18 protein-coding genes are annotated in these 22,159 nt (G+C 68.5%); 9 read left to right on the forward strand and 9 right to left on the reverse strand.

Annotation, left to right across the window (positions count from 1 at the left end; genetic code table 11):
• Positions 1–16: 16 nt before the first annotated feature.
• Both ACNAVT_RS21020 and uppS read right to left on the reverse strand, forming a co-directional pair.
• Positions 17–3,412: a S8 family peptidase gene (locus tag ACNAVT_RS21020; protein WP_416298723.1), complete on the reverse strand. Its 3,396-nt coding sequence runs from the start codon at positions 3,410–3,412 to the stop codon at positions 17–19.
• Positions 3,413–3,587: 175 nt separating this feature from the next.
• A complete protein-coding gene (uppS, locus tag ACNAVT_RS21025) occupies positions 3,588–4,370 on the reverse strand; it encodes a polyprenyl diphosphate synthase (protein ID WP_416298725.1) in 783 nt (260 codons plus the stop codon).
• 1,729 nt (positions 4,371–6,099) lie between these two features.
• Here uppS and ACNAVT_RS21030 point away from each other — a divergent pair.
• On the forward strand, positions 6,100–6,510 hold the full coding sequence (locus ACNAVT_RS21030; RefSeq protein WP_416298727.1) for a hypothetical protein: 411 nt from the start codon (positions 6,100–6,102) through the stop codon (positions 6,508–6,510).
• Positions 6,511–6,818: 308 nt separating this feature from the next.
• On the opposite strand, the gene ACNAVT_RS21035 is transcribed toward ACNAVT_RS21030, so the two are convergent.
• The 3 genes from ACNAVT_RS21035 to ACNAVT_RS21045 all read right to left on the reverse strand — a co-directional run bounded on the left by ACNAVT_RS21035 (position 6,819) and on the right by ACNAVT_RS21045 (position 9,102).
• The gene (locus ACNAVT_RS21035) at positions 6,819–7,442 is read right to left on the reverse strand and encodes a glyoxalase (protein ID WP_416298729.1); all 624 of its coding nucleotides are present in this window, start codon (positions 7,440–7,442) and stop codon (positions 6,819–6,821) included.
• Between the two features lies 1 nt (position 7,443).
• Entirely contained in the window at positions 7,444–7,854 is a 411-nt protein-coding gene (locus ACNAVT_RS21040) for a VOC family protein (protein ID WP_416298731.1), read from the reverse strand.
• A 75-nt stretch (positions 7,855–7,929) separates the two neighbouring features.
• The gene (locus ACNAVT_RS21045; RefSeq protein WP_416298733.1) at positions 7,930–9,102 is read right to left on the reverse strand and encodes an ROK family transcriptional regulator; all 1,173 of its coding nucleotides are present in this window, start codon (positions 9,100–9,102) and stop codon (positions 7,930–7,932) included.
• A 123-nt stretch (positions 9,103–9,225) separates the two neighbouring features.
• Here ACNAVT_RS21045 and ACNAVT_RS21050 point away from each other — a divergent pair, with 123 nt between their 5' ends.
• The 6 genes from ACNAVT_RS21050 to ACNAVT_RS21075 all read left to right on the forward strand — a co-directional run bounded on the left by ACNAVT_RS21050 (position 9,226) and on the right by ACNAVT_RS21075 (position 15,059).
• Positions 9,226–10,545 (forward strand): extracellular solute-binding protein, encoded by a 1,320-nt coding sequence (locus tag ACNAVT_RS21050; RefSeq protein WP_416298735.1) that lies wholly within the window; start codon positions 9,226–9,228, stop codon positions 10,543–10,545.
• Positions 10,542–11,519, forward strand: coding sequence for a carbohydrate ABC transporter permease (locus tag ACNAVT_RS21055; protein WP_416298736.1), 978 nt, complete (start codon positions 10,542–10,544; stop codon positions 11,517–11,519). Before ACNAVT_RS21050 ends, ACNAVT_RS21055 begins: the two co-directional genes overlap by 4 nt.
• Positions 11,516–12,364 (forward strand): carbohydrate ABC transporter permease, encoded by an 849-nt coding sequence (locus tag ACNAVT_RS21060; RefSeq protein WP_416298737.1) that lies wholly within the window; start codon positions 11,516–11,518, stop codon positions 12,362–12,364. The genes ACNAVT_RS21055 and ACNAVT_RS21060 overlap by 4 nt, the downstream gene beginning before the upstream one ends.
• Before the next feature lie 203 nt (positions 12,365–12,567).
• Positions 12,568–13,149 (forward strand): winged helix-turn-helix domain-containing protein, encoded by a 582-nt coding sequence (locus ACNAVT_RS21065; protein WP_416298739.1) that lies wholly within the window; start codon positions 12,568–12,570, stop codon positions 13,147–13,149.
• The gene (locus ACNAVT_RS21070) at positions 13,142–14,086 is read left to right on the forward strand and encodes an MBL fold metallo-hydrolase (protein ID WP_416298740.1); all 945 of its coding nucleotides are present in this window, start codon (positions 13,142–13,144) and stop codon (positions 14,084–14,086) included. The genes ACNAVT_RS21065 and ACNAVT_RS21070 overlap by 8 nt, the downstream gene beginning before the upstream one ends.
• A 91-nt stretch (positions 14,087–14,177) precedes the next feature.
• Positions 14,178–15,059, forward strand: coding sequence for a GNAT family N-acetyltransferase (locus ACNAVT_RS21075; protein ID WP_416298742.1), 882 nt, complete (start codon positions 14,178–14,180; stop codon positions 15,057–15,059).
• Between the two features lie 132 nt (positions 15,060–15,191).
• Here the strand turns inward: ACNAVT_RS21075 and ACNAVT_RS21080 are convergent, their stop codons facing one another.
• The 3 genes from ACNAVT_RS21080 to ACNAVT_RS21090 all read right to left on the reverse strand — a co-directional run bounded on the left by ACNAVT_RS21080 (position 15,192) and on the right by ACNAVT_RS21090 (position 20,457).
• Positions 15,192–17,870 (reverse strand): glycosyl hydrolase 2 galactose-binding domain-containing protein, encoded by a 2,679-nt coding sequence (locus ACNAVT_RS21080; RefSeq protein WP_416298744.1) that lies wholly within the window; start codon positions 17,868–17,870, stop codon positions 15,192–15,194.
• 51 nt (positions 17,871–17,921) lie between these two features.
• On the reverse strand, positions 17,922–19,520 hold the full coding sequence (locus ACNAVT_RS21085) for a beta-N-acetylhexosaminidase (protein ID WP_416298745.1): 1,599 nt from the start codon (positions 19,518–19,520) through the stop codon (positions 17,922–17,924).
• 109 nt (positions 19,521–19,629) lie between these two features.
• Positions 19,630–20,457 carry a hypothetical protein gene (locus ACNAVT_RS21090; protein WP_416298747.1) on the reverse strand — a complete coding sequence of 276 codons (828 nt, stop codon included), beginning with the start codon at positions 20,455–20,457 and terminating at the stop codon, positions 19,630–19,632.
• Positions 20,458–20,496: 39 nt separating this feature from the next.
• Between ACNAVT_RS21090 and ACNAVT_RS21095 the strand changes: the two genes are divergently transcribed.
• The gene (locus tag ACNAVT_RS21095) at positions 20,497–20,967 is read left to right on the forward strand and encodes an SRPBCC domain-containing protein (protein WP_416298748.1); all 471 of its coding nucleotides are present in this window, start codon (positions 20,497–20,499) and stop codon (positions 20,965–20,967) included.
• 65 nt (positions 20,968–21,032) lie between these two features.
• Entirely contained in the window at positions 21,033–21,638 is a 606-nt protein-coding gene (locus ACNAVT_RS21100) for a nitroreductase family protein (protein WP_416298750.1), read from the forward strand.
• Between the two features lie 79 nt (positions 21,639–21,717).
• Here ACNAVT_RS21100 and tnpA read toward each other — a convergent pair whose 3' ends face one another.
• On the reverse strand, positions 21,718–22,149 hold the full coding sequence (tnpA, locus tag ACNAVT_RS21105) for an IS200/IS605 family transposase (RefSeq protein ID WP_416298752.1): 432 nt from the start codon (positions 22,147–22,149) through the stop codon (positions 21,718–21,720).
• Positions 22,150–22,159 lie beyond the last annotated feature (10 nt).

The raw sequence follows: 22,159 nt of genomic DNA on the forward strand, positions 1-22,159 counted from the left end.
GGCCCTTCGAACGGCCTCACCGCAGGCCGTACGCCCGGATGATGTCCTGCTTGATGCTGAAACCGGCGTCGGTCGTGGCGCTGGCCCGCACCGACACGAAGCCGCCGGGCTGCTTCGCCAGGTTGAGTGCGCCGTTCCACCAGCTGTTGGCATCCTTGCTGAGGGTCACCTGCTGCCAGGTGGTGCCGTCGTCGTACGACACGTCGAGGGTCACCGACGTGACGTTGCCCGTGCTGGGGCCGCCGCCCGCCTGAGGAATGGGCTTGAGGCGGATCTTCTCGGTGGTGCCGGCCTTCACGTCACCGTGCAGGTCGGTGTCGAGGCGGTACTCCATCTGCAGCAGGGCGAACGGTTCGAAGTTGTCCGCCTCGTTGGAGCTGGACATGAAGTCCCACTCGGTGTGCGTACGGGTCGACAGCCTCCACTGTTCGGCCGGTCGTGACGCGTCCAGCACCATGCGGTAGGGCAGCGTCCCGGCCGGCACCGACTGCCACTGCATGCTCGACGAATACTTGTTCTCGTACAGCAGCCGGTCGCCCTGGTAGAGCTTCAGGTTGGTCGGCACCGACCCCCACTCCAGGTTGCCGCCGTGCTCCAGCCCGTCCCCGGACGGGCTCCACGCCTGCACGTTGATCGTCATGTAGTCGCGGTAGCGGCTGTTCTGGACCGCGAACGCCCGGTTGAACGCCGGCCGGATCGCCGGAGCGAACCAGTCCAGCCGCGTGGTGCTGCCCTTGGCGTACGTGTTGCGGTTGGCCGTGTCCGTCCAGGTGCCCTGCACGTGCGATTCGTGCCAGGCCTGGTCCGGGGTGACCCACTCGGTACGGGTGGCGGGGTGCCACTCCCGCTCGGCGAAGCCGAGGGACGGGGTGAAGGTCATGTCGTACCGATAACCGCCGCCCTCCATTCCCTCCGTGACGCTGTAGTAGCGCGCGTCGATCCGGGCGAGGTCCGGCTGGTTCGGGTGGTAGCGCAGTGGCCGGTCCGGCACCTGTCCGGAGTAGTCGCGGGTCAGGTCGTAGAGGTAGCTCGCGGATGGCACCTGGTTGGTGATCAGCCGCAACGTGCCGGTCTTGGCCAGACCGATCAGTCGCGATCCGGCGTCGCGGTGCACGGTGGCGACCGGGATGGACGACTGGCCGAACCCCTGGGTGACCTGGTCGGTCGGCGTGACGTAGAGGTCGTCGTACTTCACCGGCACCACGAACCCGTCGCGGAAGCTGTCGCCGTTGGCGTACTTGACGGTGTAGTCGAGCTTGCGCTGCCGGTCCTGGCTGCGCTGCGGCGCGACGGTGTCCAGCAGGCGCGCCTTGCTCGCGTCCAGCACCACCTCGGCTCCGGAGTCGTTGAGCACGGTCTCCGGGTCCACCAGCAGGGCGAGGCCGAGCGAGTCTGCGCGCTCCCCCGCAACGTCCAGCGTCGACTCCACCGTGTAGGTGCCCGGCGGCATCCGCAGCGTCATCTCACCGTCGATGTTGTAGATCCAGGGGTAGAACTCGCCGGCCTTCTTGATCACGACGGTCGAGGCGGCGGGCTTGCCGTCCCGGCCGATCAGCTTGACCTTCAGGTCGTAGCGCTCGTCTTCCTTGAGCAGTCCGAGGGAGGTACGCGTGACCGCGGTGCCCGTGGCGGCGTCAGTGCCGACGAGGTAGCCGGTGAACTCGCCGGTGCCGGGCTTGGTCGGGTCGCCGGTGACCGGGACGGCTACGCTGCCGCCGGCGGGCACCGTCACCGAGGTCGCGCCCAGTGAGAAAGGGCCCGAACCGGTGATGGCGAGGTTCAGGGTCACGCCGGTGCTGCCCGAGTTGGTGAACGTCACCGGCTTGGTCACCGGGGCGTCGGTGGGCTCGTGCGGCCAGTCGAAGTTGCCGAAGAAGGCCGAGCCGGTGGCCCGGACGCCCGTGCGTACGGCGGCGGCGACGTCGAGCCGGCCCGCGCCCACCTCGTACGGCGTGTATCCGGCGGCCAGTCCCTTCGCGCTGCTCATCAACGCTTCCTTGAGCTGCGCACCCGACCAGTCGGGGTGGCGCTGAGCCAGGATCGCCGCGGCGCCCGACACGTGTGGGGTGGCCATGGAGGTGCCGCTGATCGTCCGGTACGAGCCGGTGCCGGTGGTCATCTGCTGCGAACGGGCGGCGGTGATGTCGACGCCGGGGGCGGTGATGTCCGGCTTGAGCGCGCCGCTCCGCACCAGCGGGCCGGTGCTGGAGAAGTACGCCAACCGGTCCTGCTTGTCGACCGCGCCGACGGTCAGCGCGCTGGCGGCGGAGCTGGGTGTGCCGATGCTCTGCGGCCCGGCGTTGCCGGAGGCGATGACGAACAGCGTGCCGTACTGCGCGGACAGCGTGTCGACCGCGACCGCCATGGGGTCGGTGCCGTCGGAGAGCGTCGGGTCGCTCAGGCTCATGCTGACGACATCCGCGCCGGACTCGGCCGCCCACTGCATGCCTGCGAGCACCCAGGAGTCCTGGCCGAAACCGTCGTTGCCGAGCACCTTGCCGACGATGAGGTCCGCGCCAGGCGCGACACCCTTGTACGTGCCGCCGGAGGCCGCGCCGGTGCCCACGATCGTCGAGGCGACGTGGGTGCCGTGCCCGTTGACGTCGGAGGTGTCCTCGTTCGGCACGAAGCTTTCCTTGCCGTCGATCTGGTTGACCAGATCGGGGTGGCTGGCGTCGATCCCGGTGTCCAGCACCGCGACCTTGACGCCGCGGCCGTCGTACCCGGCGGCCCACGCCTCAGGCGCGCCGATCTGCGGCACGCTCTCCTTGAGGCTGGCGGTTACCCGACCGTCGAGCCAGAGCTTCGTCATCCCGGCACCGAGCGTAGGCCTGGATCCGGAGGCGGCCGGCGCGACGGCGGTCCAGAAGGTACGGGTCTGCTTCTTGTCCGCCGCCAGCGACGCGGCACCGACCTGTCGCAGGTCACGGACCAGCTTCGTGCCCCGCGGAACGGCCGGCTTGGCCGCCCTCGTCGCTGCGGGCGCGTATGTGGCGATGAGCGGGACGCTCGCGGTCGTCGCGTCGTCGTATCCCATCTCGATGAGATCGGTGACGTTGAACAACCGTCGGTCCAGTTTGTTGCCGGTCAGCAGGGGCAGCGCCTCGTCGGGCAGGACGAACAGGTCATCGCCGCTCTGCTGCAGGTGAACGCCGCCGACAGCGTTGTCGGGCCGGTCGACGTCGACCGTTTCCTTGCCGTCGACGGAGGTGGTCACCGTGACCACGTCGCCGGTGATCAGGGTGATGGTGTGCGAGTCCTTGATGGTGGTCTTGGGGGCAGTGGGGCTTGCCGCGGTGGCTGGGGCCTGGATCGCGGCGATGCCGCCAGCGATCAGCCCGGCCGCTGTTGCTGCGGCGATCAACCGCCGCCGCGCCCGGCCCGGCCGAGCGGGCTGTAAGGGATTTGACATGCAAAAGGTTCTATCGCTGCCATTGAAGCCCGGTGAATAGCTGGCGCTGGCGGAGTCGCGCCACGGCATCACTCCGCCACCAGCGAGCTTGCGGTGCGGAGGGTCTTGGTGAGGTTGTCGGTGGTGTGCCGCGCGTCAGCGGTCCACCCTCAAACAGCGGCAGCCCAACGAGTGGTCATGCTCCGAAGCGTCGGTTACGCGCGGCGTAGGAGCGCAGGGCGCGAAGGAAGTCGATCTTCCGGAAGCCGGGCCAGTACACGTCGCAGAAGTACAGCTCGGAGTAGGCGGCTTGCCAGAGCAGGAACCCGGACATTCGGCGTTCTCCACTGGTGCGAATGACGAGATCCGGGTCCGGTTGGCCGCCGGTGTAGAGGTGCTCCGCGATGGCCTCCGCGGTGAGGCGTTGCGCGACGTCGCCGAGTGTCGCTCCTGCCCGCGCCTCCTGCTCGAGGAGCGAACGAACCGCGCTGACGATCTCTTCGCGGCCGTCGTAGCCGACGGCGACGGTGAGGTGGAAGTCGGCGCCCCGCTCGCTGGTCGCCTCTTCGGCGAGCTTCAGGGCGTGGCGGGCCGAGCCCGGTAGGAGGTCCGCGCGGCCGGCGACGTGGAGTTGCCATGGGTTCGCCGGCCGCAGGAGCGGCTCGGCGACGACCTCCTCGATCATGCGCATGAGGTTCTCGACCTCGTCGGAGCCGCGCTTGCGCATGTTGTCGACGGAGGCGACGAACAGGGTGACGTGACGGATGTCGAGTTCTGCGCACCAGACCAGGACCTCGTGGATGTGTTCCGCGCCGTACCGGTGGCCCACCTTCGGGTCGTCGAATCCCATCTGTCTGGCCCAGCGGCGGTTCCCGTCCATCACCATGGCGACGTGCCGAGGTAGCGAGGTATCGGCCAGCTGGTCTCGCAGCCGGCGGGCATAGAGCTGGTAGGCCATGCGACGAACGGGCTCGATCATGATCAGATGAAACCACCTCAGGGCAGCTCTCTGCTGGCCCGCACGCGCCTCGTAGCCGCGACCGGGTAACCCAACGGCCTGCCGCACAATCCTTCTTCGCCCAATCCGCCAAGGTGTCATCGCTCAGCGTCTGGCCCTCTAAACTGACGGGCATCGTTGACACCTGAGTCTCTGGCCAGCATGGAGACCATCTATGCCCCCCCGCCGCCTGGACATGAACCGGCTGCCGGCCTCGCAGCGCTACAAGCGCCACGCCAAGCGGTGGAGGCGGCCCGAGAAGCAGCTGCCCGGCCACCGGTCCAGACCGACGTCAGCCGAGCCGAAGAGCGGTGCAGGCGCGGACGCGGCAGTTGGCGGACAGGCCACGCAGGAGCTGCCTGACGGATGCAGGTGCCGAGATGATGAGGGCGTCGCCGTGGGCATCGAGGGCACCGACAGCTACGGCGCTGGCCTGGCCCGTCGCTGGCCGCCGAGAAGATCACCCTCGTCGAGGGGAGGTGGACCGGCCCGACCGCCGGACCCGCCGGACCAAGGCCAAATCCGACCCGATCGACGCCATCGCCACCGCTCGGGCCAACCTCGCCGGCACCGCCATGGGCACCCCGAAGACCCGCGCCGGCCCCGTCAAAGCGATCCGTGCCCTGCGGGTCGCCCGGCAAGGCGCGGTCAACGCCCGCACGCCGCGATCAACCACATGGCGGTCGGTCTCACCGAGCACGCACTCGTTTGTCTCGGCATTGTCAGCATCCCTCCGGCATCGATCGAGGATGGCACCCGACGCGAAAGGCCTCAGCCCGATAACCGCACCGGGCTGAGGCCTTTCAACCAATCGTATGCGGGCCTGCTAATACATGGTGACGGTTGGCTGCCAGCTTCCTCCGGCCTTCCTCACCTTGAACCATTTGACCCGCCATGTGGAATTAGTTAGCACCGTGCAGGACCCGCCATAAGTGTCGTAACTGGTGGTTGAACTGCCGCTGCCTTCCATGAGGTATGCCACCTCAAACGTTTTGCCATCATTCGTATTGTCGCATATTTCGAGTCTTGACTTGGTAGTGCCGCTGGTGTAGTTGATGGCACACGCGCGGTCGTAGCCGTCGTACGAGCACTTGCTCGTGTCCGCGTGAGCCACGCCCGGAATCCCAATCCCGGTGAGCACCAAGGCGACTCCGAGCGCGGAAGTTCCTGCCGCGCGGCTAAGCGTTCTCTTCATTATCTCCCCGTCTGACGGCATTGACATGCGCAATGCGATGTGTAGAGATGCATGGATCTTACGCAGACCTATGTTCTGGGTCAACGCTTTCGACTCGGGGATCCCTCTAAAGGGCCGGATCCGGCAGGGAAACCGCCCCATGCAGGCCACCGTCAAGGAGGTCAGCGGCCCGGCCGGCATTAATCCCGACAAATGGCATCATGCAACAACTACTCAACCCGGCCTGCGGGTCGCACGGGCCGGGCCGCGACCCCGTACGCCGAACACTGACCAACGAAGCCGGACCTGGCCAACCCCTCTTCAGGTCGATGTGATGATCCTGCTGCTGGCCGGACGCGCGAGCCCCAATGCCGTCGATCGTGACGGTCGGACGCCCGCGGACGTGGACACTGACTCGCCGCGAGGATGCCGGAGGCATGGGGACGAGGCCCGAGGGTCAGCCAGCTCCGGTGAGAGGGTTGACAACCTTGGTTGTCGAACGTTCTAGGTGAGAGGCCATTGACGAAGGAGCCCATGATGCGGGAACTGACGTCGGACGAGCGGCAGGAACTACAGCGGGAACTGAGTGCTGTCGCTGCCAACTGGGCGCGGCGGCTGAACGCGTGTGACATCGATGCCCAGCGCAGAAAAGACCATGAGCGGAGCTACCCGGACGGGATGCGGACTCACCTGGCCCGCATGGCGGCGGGGGAGCAGATGCGTCGGTTTCTCGCCGACCTGGTATCCGCCAGCGCAGAGGAAGCGGCGATGTGCGGGGCCGGCTATCCCGAGCTTGGTGCAGCGGTAGGCGCCAGCCGGCAAGCAGCGCGCAAGCGTTGGCCTAACCTGTCGATCTCGAAGGGGCGCACCAACGAGTGGAAGCAACCGCCTGGGAGTATCGGATGGGCCGGCAGCCATCTCGGGTACCCGGGACCACCCGGGACCTGAGCGGTCCGATCGGGCGACGGCGTCACAGCGCTCAGTGGACCGGCCGAGGCTCGCCACCCGCGCGCCAGGCCCTCAGCAACCGCCTCGCCTGCACATCCATATATCCGAGGCCGAGCAGAACAAGATCCGGAACATGCGCGGAATGATCAAGGCCGCCGATGGTCCTAGGGGTCGCAGCAGAGGGCTCACCACCGGCCAGTAGGGCGAGGAACGCGGAAAGCGGGGCGTCATCGTGTCGGGCGGCATGCTGCCACCCGACACGATGCAGGTTCGTCAGAGCAACGAAGTCGCCTGAGGACAGAGTAATTTCAACCGGCCCGGACCGGCGCGGCCTCCCACGCGAATCCGTCGGGGTCGGTGAAGGGCCCGGCATCGCCGGCGATTGCGATCCGGTGCGATCCGGTGCCGTCCGGGGAGACGCCGGCATCCTTGGCGGCGGCACGGCGGCTGTACAGGGCCAGTTTGACGGGCGACCCCGCGGTCTCGAACTCGACGTACTTGCTGCCGAAGCTCTTCGCCACGGCCAGGCCGCGGTCGACGTAGAACTGCTTGCTCGCCTTGACGTCCGCGACGCCCAGCAGCAGCACGATGTCGTCGACCTGCCGGGTGGCCGGGCCGGTCTCCTTCTTCGCCGACGTGGCGACCTTCCAGATCGCCCCGTCCGGGGCCTGCACGACGCCGCCGTAGCCCCAGAAGCTCTTCTTGACCGGCTTCAGCGTGGTGGCACCATTGCCGAGGGCGGTGCCGATGAGGCTGTCGACGGTGCTCGGCTGGGACACCACGAGCGAGAGCGTGAACCCGCGGAAGCCGGTCGTCGGTGCTTCGGAGGCGCGGACGCCCAGCACGGCGCCCAACCCGAACGCCGCGGCGTAGAAGGCGTCGGCGGCCGCGGGGTCGGGCACCTCCAGGGTGACGGACTCGATGGCGGCCATCTCAGTGCACCTCCTGGATGCGGACCATGTTGCCGGCGGGATCGCGGAAGGCACAGTCGCGAACGCCGTACGGCTGGTCGGTCGGCTCCTGGACGACCTCGGCGTCGCTGGCCTGCAGCCGCTCGAAGGTGCCGTCGAGGTCTTCGGTGGCCAGGATGATGCTGGCGTAGGTGCCCTTGGCCATCATCTCGGTGATGGTGCGGCGCTCGTCGTCGGTGATGCCGGGGGTGGCGGCCGCCGGGTGCAGGACGATGGACGTACCGGCGTGGCCGGCGGGACCGACCGTGATCCAGCGCATCCCGTTGTATCCGACGTCGTTGCGGACCTCGAAGCCGAGGGTGTCGCGGTAGAAGGCCAGGGCTGTGTCCGGGTCGTCGTGCGGGAGGAAGGTCTGGTGGATGCTGATGTCCATGGCGATCACGCTACGTACGGCTCGGGGGCTGGCGCTTCTTGATTCCTGATCGGTTTGGTCCCGGCCGGTGCCAGGTCAGCCGCCGTCGGGGCCGCTGACGGCTTTCAGGAGCTCGGCGCGTGCGGCCTCCAGGGCGACGAACAGTGCGCCGGTGAGGGATGCCGCCTCGCCCAGGGCACTGGTCTCGATCCGCGGTGGGAACGGCGCGTACGCGTTGACGGTCTCCCGGACGGTCGGCAGCAGGAGCGGGTTGCGGCCCACTCCCCCACCGAGCACGACGAGTTCGGGGTCGAAGACCGCGCACGCGCTGGCGATCGTGAGGCCGAGTTGTCGGGCTTCCGCCTCCACGAGGTCGCGGGCGGCGGGCACGCCGGTGGCGGCCTGGGCGAACAGTTCCTCCACGGAGGTGGGCCGGGTGCCGGGCCAGTTCGGGCGGGCGTGGAGGGCGGCGAGAACGCCGTACGCGCCGGCCTCACCGGCCAGTTGCTCCCTGCCGCGCCCGCCCCGCTGTTCGGGTGGCACGGAGCCCGGTAGTGGTAGGTAGGCCACTTCGCCGGCGGCGCCGTGCGCCCCGCGGACGAGTTCGCCGTTGTGCACGAGGCCCATACCGATGCCGGCGCCGACGGCCAGGAACGCGAACGTGGCGATGTCGCGGGCGTGCCCGCGCCACCGCTCGCCGAGGGCCGCGAGGTTGACGTTGTTCTCCAGCACGATGGGTGCGTCGACGCGCGCTTCGAGGGGGGTGATCAGGTCGAAGGTGCCGTCCTCGCCGAGGTTGCGGGCAACCGACATGGTGCGGCCGTCGGCGTGGATGACGCCGGGTGCCGACACGCCGACCCTGCGGAGGGGGCCGAGCTTGTCGCCCACCTCGGTTGTCGCGGAGGTGATCATCCGGGCCGCCCGCGCGGCGATCCGGCTCGCGCCGGTGGCTCGCGTGGGTTGCCGCTGTTCGTAGCAGAGCGCGCCGCTCATGTCCGCCGCCGCGACGCGGAGGTTGTCGCCACCGACGTCGACGGCTACCACGTATCCGGCGGTCGGGGCCAGGCGATAGTAGGTCGGCACTCGGCCGGGTCGACCGCGTCGTACGCCGGCGTCGACGATCAGGCCGGTGTCGACGAGGCGGCGTACCACCTCGGAGATGGTGGGCCGCGACAGGCTGGTCCGGCGGGCGAGTTCCGGCCGGGTCATCGGCACGCTGTCGAGAAGTGCGGCCAGCACGGCCCGACCGGAGGGGTCGACGGAGACCAAGGCGTACCCACTCCTTTCGGCTGTTGGATCCGGAAGGCTGCGACGGGCGGTCTTGACCGGTGATCGCGAACCGAGTACAAGTTTTTGTTAAGCAGCCTACCTAATGCCCCTAGGAGGGCGATCATGTCGGAGTACATGAGCGAGCTGTCCAGGCGAAGACTTCTCCAGTTGTCGGCGCTGACCGGCGCGGGCCTTTTCCTCGCGGCCTGCGACGTCGGCGGAGGCAGCGACACCGGCGCGGGCGGTGGCAGCGGCGCGGCAGGCACCGGCGAAGGCCAGATCAAGGCCCTGTTCATGAAGCAGGCCGGCTATTCCGAAGACGACATCCGCGCAATGACCGAGGAGTTCCACAACAAGTATCCGAAGATCAGCGTCGAGCCGTCCTTTGTCGCCTACGAGGCGCTGCACGACAAGATCGTGGCCGCGGCCCCGGCCAGCACGTTCGATGTGGTGCTGATCGACGTGATCTGGCCGGCCGAGTTCGGCAGCAAGCGCATCGTGACCGACGTGACCGACCAGTTCCCGGCGGAATGGAAGAGCGGCATGCTCGGCGGAGCGCTGGCGACCGCCGCCTATCGCGACCGCTACTTCGGCGTCCCGTGGATTCTCGACACGAAGTACTTCTTCTACAACACTGACATGCTGGGCAAGGCCGACGTCGACCCGGCGAGCTTGTCCACCTGGGACGGTGTCCTCGCCGCCGCCCGGGCCCTCAAGGCCAAGAAGGTCGTCGACTACCCGCTGATCTGGAGCTGGAAGCAGGCCGAGGCGCTCGTCTGCGACTACACCCAGCTCGTGGGCGCCTTCGGCGGCACGTTCCTGTCCGAGGACGGCAGGTCCATCGCCTTCAACACCGGTGGCGGCCTGCAGGCGTTGGAGTTCATGAAGCAGACCCTCGACAGCAAACTCACCAACCCCAACGCCGTCGAGTCGCTGGAGGAGGACGTTCGGAAGATCTTCTCCGACGGCCAGGCGGCGATGGCGCTCAACTGGACGTACATGTTCAACGCCGCCAACGACCCGCAGCAGTCGAAGATCGCCGGCAAGGTCGGCGTGGCCGCGACACCGTCGGGGTCGGCCAGCGCCCCGGGTGTCAACGGGTCGATGGCCCTGTCGGTCAGCTCCGGCAGCAAGAACCAGAAGGCCGCCTGGACGTACATCAGCTACATCACCAGCGCCGAGGTGCAGAACAAGTACGCCAAGAGCTCACTGCCGTGCTGGACGACGTCCTACGACGACCCGGCCGTGGTGTCCGCCCTGCCTCAGGTGGTGCCGGTGGCCAAGAAACAGCTCGCCAACCTCATCGCCCGACCGCAGGTGCCCCGCTACAACGAGATCAGCCAGATCCTGCAGGCCGAGCTGCAGAACGCGCTGCTCGACAAGAAACCGCCGAAGAAGGCCCTCGACGACGCCGCCGACCAAGCCCGCAGCCTGCTGACATGACCACCGCGCCACCGGCGCGTCCGGCACCCACGGCACCGGCGAGCCGGCGAGTCCCGCCGGCTCGCCGGTGGTCGTTCGCGCGGCGCGCCGGCAGCGGTCAGACCCGGCTGGCGTTGCTCCTGCTCCTGCCCGCGGCGCTGGTCGTCTTCGGTGTGGTGCTGTACCCGGCCGGGCGCGCTCTCGTCATCTCGTTCTACGACGTCGACAGCCCGTTCCCCGGCCGCTATCCGTTCGTCGGCCTCCGCAACTACACCGAGATCCTGGCCGACGACCGCCTGTGGGCGGCCGTCGGGCACACCGCCTACTTCACCCTCGTCTCGACCGGGCTCGAGCTCGTCCTCGGGCTCGGCCTGGCCCAGCTGCTCGCCGCGCCCCTGCGGCTGCGGTGGCTGTTCCGCGCCATCGTGATCCTGCCGTGGGCGCTGCCGACGATCGTCAACGGTGCGATGTGGCGGTGGATCCTCAACGCCCAGTACGGCGTGGCCAACGCCCTGCTCACCGAGCTGCACCTGCAGGGCGACTACCGGTCGTGGCTCGGCAACGACCCCTTCCTCGCCCTGAACATGGTGGTCGTCGCCGACGTCTGGAAGAACACGTCACTGGTGGCGTTCTTCCTGCTGGCCGGGCTGCAGACGATCCCGCGAGGGCTCTACGAGGCGGCGCGGGTCGACGGGGCGGGGCCGATGCGCTCGTTCTTCCGCATCACGCTGCCCCTGCTGGTCCCCCACATCGCGCTGGTGCTGGTGCTGCGCACCATCGAGGCGTTCAAGGTGTTCGACATCGTCTACGTCATGACCGGCGGCGGGCCGGCCAGCGGCACCCAGACGATCACCTTCTTCACCTACCTTCAGGCGTTCTCGGCACAGCGGTTCAGCTCGGGCGCGTCGTTGGCCTATTTGACCGTCGTCGCCATCCTCGTACTGGCCCTGATCTACCTGCGGCTGCTACGGCAGAGCGAGCTGAGGTCATCGTGAGAGCGAGCCTGCGCTACCGCGTCTTCATCCACCTGGCCGCGCTCGCCACGTCCGTCGTGATCCTCGCGCCGTTCGCCTGGCTGCTCTACTCCTCGCTCGTGGGCCAGACCGACCTCGTCTCCCGGCCGATGCGCTGGCTGCCTGAACACGTCACCCTCGACCGTTACCGCGAGATCTTCGCCGGCGGCGGCACGGGCGCCGGCGCCGCGTTCCGCAGCGCGATGGTCAACAGCTTCCTCGTGGCCGGCGGAACCGTGGTCATCTCGCTCACCGTCGGAGTGCTGGGCGGCTACGCGCTGGCGAGACTGCGGTTTCCGCTGCGACGGGTGACGCTGTTGTCGTTCCTGGTCACCTACATGCTGCCGCCGATCACCCTGATCATCCCGCTCTATCTGCTCATGTCGCGGTTCGGGTTGCTCGACACCAGGACCGGCCTGATCATCGTCTACTGTTCGCTGGCCACGCCGTTCGCCCTGTGGAACATGAGCACCTTCTTCGGAACCCTGCCGGTGGAGCTCGAGGAAGCCGCCCGGGTCGACGGATGCAGCCGGCTCGGCGCCCTCGTACGGGTGATGCTGCCGCTGTCCAAGCCCGGCATCCTGGCCACCGCCCTGTACGCGTTCCTGCTGTGCTGGGACGAGTTCCTCTACTCGCTGATCTTCACCTCCACCACGCAGGCCAAGACGGTCCCCGTGGCGATCGCCGAGTTCACCGGTCGCAACGCCGTCGACTTCGGCCTCATCGCCGCCGGCGGGGTGCTCGCCGCGCTGCCGCCCGTGGCGCTGGCGGTGCTGTTCCAGCGCTATCTGATCAGTGGCCTCGCCTCCGGTGCGGTGAAGGGATGAGCCTCCCCTACCTCGACGGCGTACGGGCGCAGCCGGACAACCTGCGGCGTTCGGCCGAGGCGGTGCGGGCGGCGCCGGCCGGAGCTCAGGCCGCCGCGGCGGTGTAGGCGCCGACGGAACGGAGCGCGGGAACGCCTGCCCGCGCCATCGACAATGCCAAAGCAGTGTTTGACATCTCGCTATCCCAAAGTATTCTTTGGCATATGGAGATCAGCGACCCCAGGGCTGTCCGGGCGCTTGCCCATCCGCTTCGGCTGGACCTGCTGGAGCTGCTGGCCGCGACCGGCCCGGCCACCGCCGCGCAGTGCGGCCGGGCGCTTGACGTGCCCCAGGCCAACTGCTCCTTCCACCTACGCCAGCTCGCCAAGTACGGGTTCGTGGAGGACGCCGGGCCGGGCGGTGACAAGCGCGAGCGGAAATGGCGCGTACCGCATGCCCGGCCGCGCCTGCGGATCACCGCCGGCGGCGACGCGCTCCTCCGGCGGCAGCTCGAGCGGGTCGTGGTCGAGCGGGAGATGCAGGCGATCCTCAGCTACGTGGACCGCGCCGACGAGGAGAGCTCGGCGTGGGCCAAAAGCCTCCTGACCGCCGTGGCGGTCTTGACGGCCGAGGAGGCCGCGGACATCAACCAGAAGGTCAAGGCGCTCCTCGAGCCGTACATCTCCCGGACCGGTGCCGACGGTGTCCGGCTCGAACCCGGCCAGCAGCACGTCCGGTACTTCATGGCGGCCACCCCGATGCCGAACCTCGACCCGGCCGACAACGAAAGGGACTCCGATGACTGACAACCTGATCGACTTCGTGAGCGCCGCCCCCATGAAGGGGTCGCTCGATGTGCGCTGGAACCACGGCACGCCCTCGAAGCAGCGCGACCGCGAGCCGAAGATCCAGGTCCACGCGTACGACGAGCACACGATGATCCTGCGGCAGAGCAAGGCCACCAGCTACGAGGCACCGTTCCTCTTCCTGCTGTTCGGCAACGAACGCGCGCTTCTGCTCGACACCGGCGCCGTCGCCGACTCCGACCTGTTCCCACTGCGCGCGACGGTCGACAAGCTCATTGCCGAGTGGCTCGATGCGCATCCGCGCGAGGCGTACGAGCTGGTGGTGGCGCACTCACACGGGCACGGCGACCACGTCGCCGCCGATGTGCAGTTCGCCGACCGCCCACACACGACCGTGGTGCCGCGGGAGGTGGACGCGGTCCGGTCCTTCTTCGGATTCGGCGACAGCTGGCCCGCGCAGACAGTCACCCTGGACCTCGGTGGCCGGGTGCTGGAGATCCTCGGCTCCCCTGGCCACCACCCGGCGGCGATCACCATCTACGACCCGTGGACCGGGATCCTGCTCACCGGCGACACGGTCCTGCCCGGCCGGTTGTACGCGTTCGACGCCGCGGCATACCTCGCCGCGCTCGACCGGATGGTCACCTTTGCCGCCGCCCGGCCGGTGACGCACGTGCTCGGCTGCCACATCGAGATGACGAACCAGCCCGGCCGCGACTACCCACTCGGCGCGGACTACCAGCCCGACGAGCGGGCGCTGCAACTGACCGCCGGCCATCTGACCACCATCCGCGACGCAGCCGCGTCCGCCGTGGGCCGTCCGGGAGTACGCCGGTTCGACGACTTCGTCCTCTACACCGAGCCCCGCAAGCGGGATCTCCTCAAGCTGCTGGCCCGCGCCCGGGCATACAAGCTCGCCGCGATGTTCCGCCCCTGAGGTCGGGACGTCGCACCCACCAGCCGACCAGTCGTAGGCGGCACGGGACGGCGTCAACGATGCTGACGATCGGACGGGCAGGATGTGGCGGGTGACGACGAATCCAGTCTCCGGGCACGGCCTGATGGTTCGCGCGGCCACCGCCGGTGATCTCGATGCCATCGCCCGCGTTGCCGAGGCGGCGGGTCAGCGGGGCGAATGGACCGGGGCCGACCCCGCGTATGTCGGCCATCTGCTGCGGTACGGGCGGGTCGCCGTGGCGATGGATGACGATCGGATCGTCGGGTTTGGTGCGACTCGGGACATCGCCGGCCCTGCCGGCGTGGCCTCGATGCTGTGCGACCTGTTCGTCGATCCGTCCCAGCATGGCCGCGGCCACGGCAGGGCGCTGCTGGCCGAGCTGTGGCCCGAGCGCAGGTCCCTACGGATGACGTTCAGCAGCGAGCACCCGAACGCGCTGCCGCTGTACACGAGCGTCGGCCTGGATGCGTGGTGGCCGCTGCTGTACCTGACCGGTGACACCCGCACAGTGCGGGCACCCGCTGGCTGGACCGTCGAGCCGTCCACGCCGGACACGGTCAGCACGTTCGAGGGGGGCTGGACGGGCATCGACCGCACCGCCGACCACCACGCGTGGACGCGGCGGCCGAACGGATTGGCGCTGGTCGCGGCGCATGACGGCCAGCCAGGTGTCGCCGGCGTCGTAGCGGGCGAGGGTGCCGGGTTCGGCCTCGTTCACCTGGCCTCAGATCCGCGACTCCTCGACGCGCAGGCGGCTGAGGGCCTGCTGGCGGTCCTCGCCGCGCTCGACGGCGCGGACGGCCGTGCGCAGGTGACCCTGCCGGCTCCGCACCCCGCCGTCCGGCTGCTGCTCGGAGCCGGATGGCGGGCAGCGGAGATGGACTTGTTCATGGCGACCCGCGTCGACCTGCTGGACCCGCGTCGATCCGTTCCCTCGCCGGCACTTGCCTGATCAAGGGCGGACGCCGCCACCGTCTTCGTGCCAGAGTCGCTCGCTGCACAGGCCCGGGCGCAGTCCTGCCCCGTCCTCGTAGCGGCGGGGACGGCTTCCGCCGCCCCCGCCGCTGGATCACCCGTGCCGCGCTTACGACAAGGGAATCGACGTGGTCGCGATGTTGTAGCCGCGGGTTCGCAGGTACGGGGCCTGGCCGCCCAGATCGCTGGTCTGGTAGGTGGCCGTGATGGTGGTCGACTCCCCCGGCCACAGAGATACGTAGTTGTCGGTGTAGTTCACCGGCAACACCTCGTTGCCCCCGTTGCCGGCGGTGATCTCCGGCCGCAGGAAGAACGCCACGTTCGTCGTGCTGTTGTTGGTCATCGTGATGGTGGCGGTCTCCTGCCCACCGGACACGGTCCGGGTCACCCCGGTGACCAGGCTGGGGTTCGACGGCAGGCTGTTGAGCCCGGTGAGGTTGGCGTAGGTCTTGACCGACGTCATGTACCAGTTCGACTTGTTCGCCAGCGCGTCCGGCTGACTGGAATACCAGTAGAGGTTGTTGCTGACCACCGCACCGGCGGCGTCCTTGAGCTGCAGTCGGATGAAGTAGGTCGTGGACAGGCCGGTCAGCGTGGGCAGGGTTAGCACCTGGGTGGAGGCGTTCGCCGCCGCGGTGACCGGGACCGTGGTGGTGTAGGCCTGGGTCAGGTTCGGGATGTTGTACACCGTGGCGGTGGCGGTCAGGCCGCTTCGTGCGCTCAGCGTCGAGTTGACGGCGTACACGTTGCGGGTCTTGTAGTCGTAGGCGATGTGGATCGGCTCGTTGGCCTTCTTGCTGCCGAAGTATCCACCGCCGGGCTTGAAGTAGTAGTCGTACAGGTTCCAGTGCACCGAGGGCCAGCCGTTGTTCAGCATCCAGAAGATGACCCCGAAGGACTGGGTGTACTCGTGCGAGTTCCAGGCCTCGAAGAACGACCTGGTGTTCTCGTAGTTCTGCAGCTCGGACTTGCGGGAGTAGTCGTCGGCGCTCGTGGTGGTGCCGTACCGCTTGTTCACGCCGTCGGTGAAGACCTGGATGTTGTCGAAGACACTCTTCGGCTTGCCGGCGTGGTAGTTCCACGTCGTGCCGATCGGCCACAGATTGGCCGCGGGGATGAACTTCTTCAGGCTCTCCAGCGGCGGCGGCGCTTCGGTGCCCTGCTCGCCGGTGGTGCCGTACGCGCTGCCGGCCCGGGCGGGGCTGTCCCACCACAGCAGCGGTGGCTCCCACTTGTACGGGCCGTCCATCTTCAGGCCAGCGTTGGCGTTGGACCAGGTCGCCACGTTGTCGACCGTCGGGTTCTGCCAGTGCAGCCTGGCGGCGGTGTTCTTGTACGTGCTCAGGTGGGCGGCGGTCGGCGGCTGGTCACTGCCGTAGTTCCACATGAACGTGCTGGCGTGGGCGCGCAGCGCCCGCATCTGGCTCTCCAGCGACGCGTTGGCCACCTGCTGCTGCTCGGCCGTCCACGTGCTGTCGTTCTCCCAGGCGCTGCAGCAGACGAAGCCGGGCATGACCATCACACCGGCCCGGTCGGCCAGGTCGTAGAGCTCCTCGTTGCCGAGCGTGCCCTCCAGACGGATGGTGTTGAGGCCCATGTCCTTGACGTACTGGACGTGGGTGGCGTTAGTCCTGGTGTCCCAACGCTGCAGCATGTCCCAGACGTATCCGCCGCCCCGGAAGAAGATGTTCTGCCCGTTGACCTTGTAGCCGACGAACGAGGTGCCGTTCACGGTGCTCCGGTAGTCGGTGAACTGGCGGACGCCGAAGGCGATCGACTTGGTGTCCGAGGTGGCAGCGGCCACCGTCGCCGAGGTCGAGAGCTGGTAGAGCTCCGGGCTGCCGTACTGGTAGGGCCACCACAGGGCGGGAGCGGTGACGTGCAGCTGCGGGTAGCTGGCCGGGTCGAAGGTGATTTCGCGGCGCTCGTTGGCGGCCAGGGTGACGGTCTGGCTGACCGAGATGGTCGGGTAGCCGGCCTTGCTGATCGTGCCGCTGACCGTCGTGGTCACCGGGGCGTTGGTCGCGTTGAGCGCGTCGACGTGGACCGTCAGGTCCGCGGCGTTGGTCGCCGGGAGCGGCAGCACGGTCTTGACGTACGGATCCCGCAACGCGACCGGCCCGGTCGTGTCCAGCAGCGTCCTGCCCCAGAGCCCGGCGTTCATGTCGGCGACCTCGGGGTTCCAGTCCACCGTGCAGAAGGAGAGGTCCTTGCAGTCGTGGGCGGGCGGGGTGACCAGGATCGCCAGCGCGTTGAGCGCGCCGGGTCGGATCAGGTTGGTGACGTTGTATTCGTGCACGACCATGGTGCCGACCGCGTTGGCGTCGAGCTGGGTGCCGTTGAGCCAGATCTGGGCCCGATAGCTGATCCCGTTGAAGCGCAACCAGTACGCCTGGTCGGCGGTGGCGGCCGAGGCGGTGAACTGCCCCCGGAACCACCACTTCTGGCCGGTCAGGTCCGGCACCGACTGCAGGTTCGTACCGACGTAGATGTTCTGGTAGACGTTGTTCGCGACCAGCCCGGCCAGGACGGTCGACGGCAGCGACACCGGGTTCCAACCCGTGGTGCTGTAGCCGACCTGGGAGATGGTCGAGCCCGGGTCGGTGACGTTGTTGGCTGATCTCAGCGCCCAACCCCCCGACAGCTCGGTCGAGCCGACGGTGGCAGCGCTCGCGCTCGGCACGTGCACGAGCCCGACGCTCGCCACGAGCGTCAGGGCCGCGAACAGCATCGTGATCAGTCGGCGGGTGAGCAGGCGAGGTCGGTCGATGATGAGGGGCGGTGACATGGTGGGCCTCCTCGACGTGATCAAGGCGGGGTGCCGGGCGGGGTTCGGCGGCTAGGAACCGGTGGGCCAGGACACCTGGGTGGAGTGGTAGTAGTTGACCCCCATGACGCGCCAGCGCGGGCCCTGGGCGCCGAGCCGCTGGCTGAACGACGTCCAGTCATGGGTGCTGGCCGGCGACCAGCCCAGCTCGGCGATGGCCGGCAGACGCGGGAAGGCCATGTACTCGACGTCGGCCAGCGTCTCGATCGTCTCCGTCCACAGCGGCGCCTCGACGCCGAGCACCGACGCTTCGCCGACACCCGCCAGGTACGCGCCCGGGTTCCACCCGTACGCGTCCTGAACCTCGACGTAACCGGCCCAACGCTGGCCCAGCCGGGTGCGGGAGTTGTACTTCATGTCCAGGTAGGTGCGGTTGGCCGGCGACATGATGATCCTGGTGCCGTTCTGGGCGGCCGCCGCCAACCCGGCATGGGACGTCGTGGTCCCCCAGAACTGGGCGACGGTCGACGGCAGGACCGGGGCGTTGACCATGTCGTGCCAGCCGACCACGCTCTTGCCGTGCGCCGCGACCACCTGCTGCGACCGGTTCATGAAGGTGGCGTAGTCGGCGGCGGTGGTGGAGCTGGCCTCGTCGCCGCCGATGTGCAGATAGGGGCCGGGCGTGAGTGCCGCGATCTCGCCCAGCACCTGGTCGATGAACGTGTAGGTGATCTCCTTGCTCACGCACAGCGAGCTGAAACCGACCTTGGTGCCGGTGTAGAGCTTCGGCGCCACGCCATCGCAGTTCAGCTGCGCGTACGAGGCAAGCGCGGCGTTGGTGTGACCCGGCATGTCGATCTCCGGGATGATCATGACGTACCGGGCGGCGGCGTACGCGACGATCTGCTGGTATTCGGCCTGGGTGTAGTACCCGCCGGTGCCGCCACCGACCTGGGTGCTTCCGCCGTAGACGGCGAGGTTGGGCCAGCTGTTGATAGTGATGCGCCAGCCCTGGTCGTCGGACAGGTGCAGGTGCAGCCGGTTGACCTTGTAGAGCGCGATCTCGTCGATGTATCGCTTGACCACCGACGTCGGGAGGAAGTGCCGCGCGACGTCGAGCATCGCGCCTCGGTGGGAGAACCGGGGATAGTCGACGATGCGCCCGCCGGCCACGTCCCATGGCCCGGGTTGCGCCGTCGCGCTCTCGGCGGCCGGGGGCAGTAGTTGACGCAGGGTCTGGACACCGGCGAACAGGCCGGCCGGGGCGTTGGCTCGCACGGCGATCGACGCAGTGGTGACATCCAGCTGGTAGCCCTCGGCGCCGGCGCCCGTGGGCGCCCCGGACAACAGCAGCGCGATGCCGTCGGACGGGGTAGCACTCGGTGCGTCGACGACCGGCATCGGATAGCCGGTCGAGCGACGCAGGATGGCGGCAAGCTGACCGGCGATGTCCGCCGCCGCCGGTGAACCGGGCTCTGTGTAGATCGTCGTCGTCGCGGTGATCCGATAGGTGACGCCGCTCGCGGGCGTCGCGACGACCGGTGCCGGCACGACAGAGGCCAACCGGACGGCGGTCGTCCCGACGGCGACCGGGGCGGCGGGGCCGACCCCGCTGCCGGCAAGGGCGAGGATGATGGTGGTGGTGAGCAGACGTACGCCGCCGATGGTCATGGCCGCCTCCGGAGCCTACCGATGCCGCAGGAAGCGGACTACGACGCTCACTGCGCATCGACCTTCGTCGCTACCAGTCAAGGTAGCCGTCAGGTTTTCGTAAGGCAAGCTACTTAACAAATGGCGGCAGGTGGGTGCAGTGCGCAACGGTGGCGTCATCAGGGACCCGGGCCTCGGGGCCCGCGCAGATGCGGGCTTCGACCTGCCGGACGCGGCGGATGATTTCGGCCGGCCCGTCGGCGCGAAGCAGTTCCAGTACGCCGGGCCAGCCGGTCAGGCCGTACGGGCTGACGATGCGGCTGGCGCCATTGCTGAGCAGCGCCACGCTGTCCAGGTCGTGCAGCGACCGGCTGCCGGTGACCGCTTCCTCCGCCGCGTGCGGATCGTCCTTGGCGATCCAGTAGCCGCCCGGCTGGTTCCGGCGAGCCCGCATCGCCTCGACGCAGGAGTCTCGGATGTGGTCGTACTCCGGCGTTCCCCGGGGAACGCCGTCCAGGGGCGCCGAGCAGATGCGCCTCGCAGTGACCTCACGCTCATCGGTGATGACCTGCGGGCCACCGCGGACCTGGTCGAGGACGAGGAAGGAGTCCGCCAGCAGGAGATAGTCCAGGCGGCCCCCGTGGGCGCGGACCATCAGTACGGTCGCCTGCGGGCTGCTGGGGTTCCTGACGTCGCAGGTGCCACGGTGGTCGGCGGCTATCTCCTCGATCGTGCTGGCGAGGATCGCCGCGAGGTCCCGACCGTCGTGACGCGACAGCCGGCCGAGCATCGCGCCGCCGAGACGGTGCGTGTACCAGGCGACACCGTGCGAGCAGATCGACTCGGTTCCCGGGATGCCTGCGCCGTCCAGCAGCACAGCGGCGCCAGGAACAGCGCCGGCGAAATCCTCGTTCGGCTGGCCGGCCTTACCGGCGCTGGTCGTCATGCTGACCTGCATTCACGGGCTCCCAACCGGCGATTGCACTATGTTGACCCCATGTATTCGACGCGTGTCTCTCAGCATGTCAGGGCTTCGCGTCCAGCCGTCTATCGGAGCCTGGTAGACGGCGACGCAATCGCCAGATGGCGGGTTCCGTCCGGCATGAGCAGCCAGATCCATCAATTCGAAGCCCGCGAAGGCGGCGCCTTCCGCGTCTCGCTCACCTACGACACGACCGAAGGTACTGGCAAGTCGACCTCCCACACCGACACCTACCACGGCCGCTTCCTCAAGCTCGTGCCGAACGAGCAGGTGGTCGAAGAGTTCGAGTTCGAGACCACCGATCCCGCCCTGCGCGGCACCATGACGATGACCACCACGCTCACCGACGCGGACGGCGGCACCGATGTCTTTGTCGTTCACGACGGCATCCCTGACAGCATCCCCGCCGCCGACAACGAGACCGGTACGCGCATGGCACTGGCGAACCTCGCCCGGCTCGTCGAAGCCGGCGAGCACTCCGGATGAACCAGCGTCCCGGCAGCGCAACATGCGGGGCCACATCGAGCCGGCTGAGTGGGTAGGTTGCAGCCATGGAGTTTCAGGATGTGGTCCGGCGGCGACGGATGGTGCGCACCTACGACCCGGACCGTCCCGTCCCTCCGGAGGTCGTCGAGCGCATCGTGCGCAACGCCCTGCGGGCGCCGTCGGCCGGCTTCTCTCAGGGCTGGGGCTTCCTGGTGCTCGACAACCCGGCCGACATCGCGCGGTTCCGTGACGCGGTGCGCCCGGAGGAAGCGCCCGAAAATTGGTTCGCGGCGAACGTCGAGGCGCCGCTGCTGGTCGTTCCCCATTCCAACAAGGACGCCTACCTGGACCGCTACGCCCAGCCCGACAAGGGCTTCGTCGACCGGTCGGACGCGTGGTGGCCCGCCCCGTACTGGGACATCGACACCGGCATGGCGTCGCTGCTGGCGTTGCTGACCGCGGTCGACGCCGGGCTGGGCGCGTGTTTCTTCGGCATCCCGGTGGACCGGATCGACGCGTTCCGCGAGGCGTTCGGGGTGCCGGCGCAGTTCACCCCGATCGGAGCGATCTCGGTCGGCTACAGCGACGAACCGCCCCGCGACCTGCGCGGCCGGCGCCGTCCGACCGACGAGGTGGTGCATCGAGGCCGATGGAGCCGGCCGGCCGGCTGAAGCCGGATCGGTGCCCCAGGGCACTTTCAGCGGTAACTAAGGCGGGAACCCCGGCCGTTCAGGGCTGGGAGGAGCGCCGTCACGGGCCGTGACGCTTCTGGTTTTCGATGTATTCCCGGACCGCGGCCAGCGGTGGGCCATCGCACGATCCGGCAAAGTAGGACGGCGACCAGAGGTGTGTGCCGCACAGGTAGTGGGACAGGTGTTCTGCGAACTCCCGCCGCAGGTATCGGGCTGATACGCCTTTGAGTGAGTTGACCAGCTTCGACAGGGCGACGCTCGGTGGGTAGTGCACCAGAAGGTGGACGTGGTCGTCCTCGCCGTTGAACTCGCGAAGCTGTGCGCCGAAGTCGGTGCACACATCGGTCATGATCTGCTGGCAGCGGGTGAGGATCGGGTCAGTGAGTGCCCCGCGCCGATACCTGGTGGTGAAGACCAAGTGTGCGTGGAGGTGGTGAACGACGCTCCTGCCTCGTCTGATATTGGGGTCCGGCGTCCATCGTGGTGACATAGACCAAATG

The organism is Micromonospora sp. SL4-19, assembly GCF_047921475.1.
Lineage (GTDB): Bacteria > Actinomycetota > Actinomycetes > Mycobacteriales > Micromonosporaceae > Micromonospora.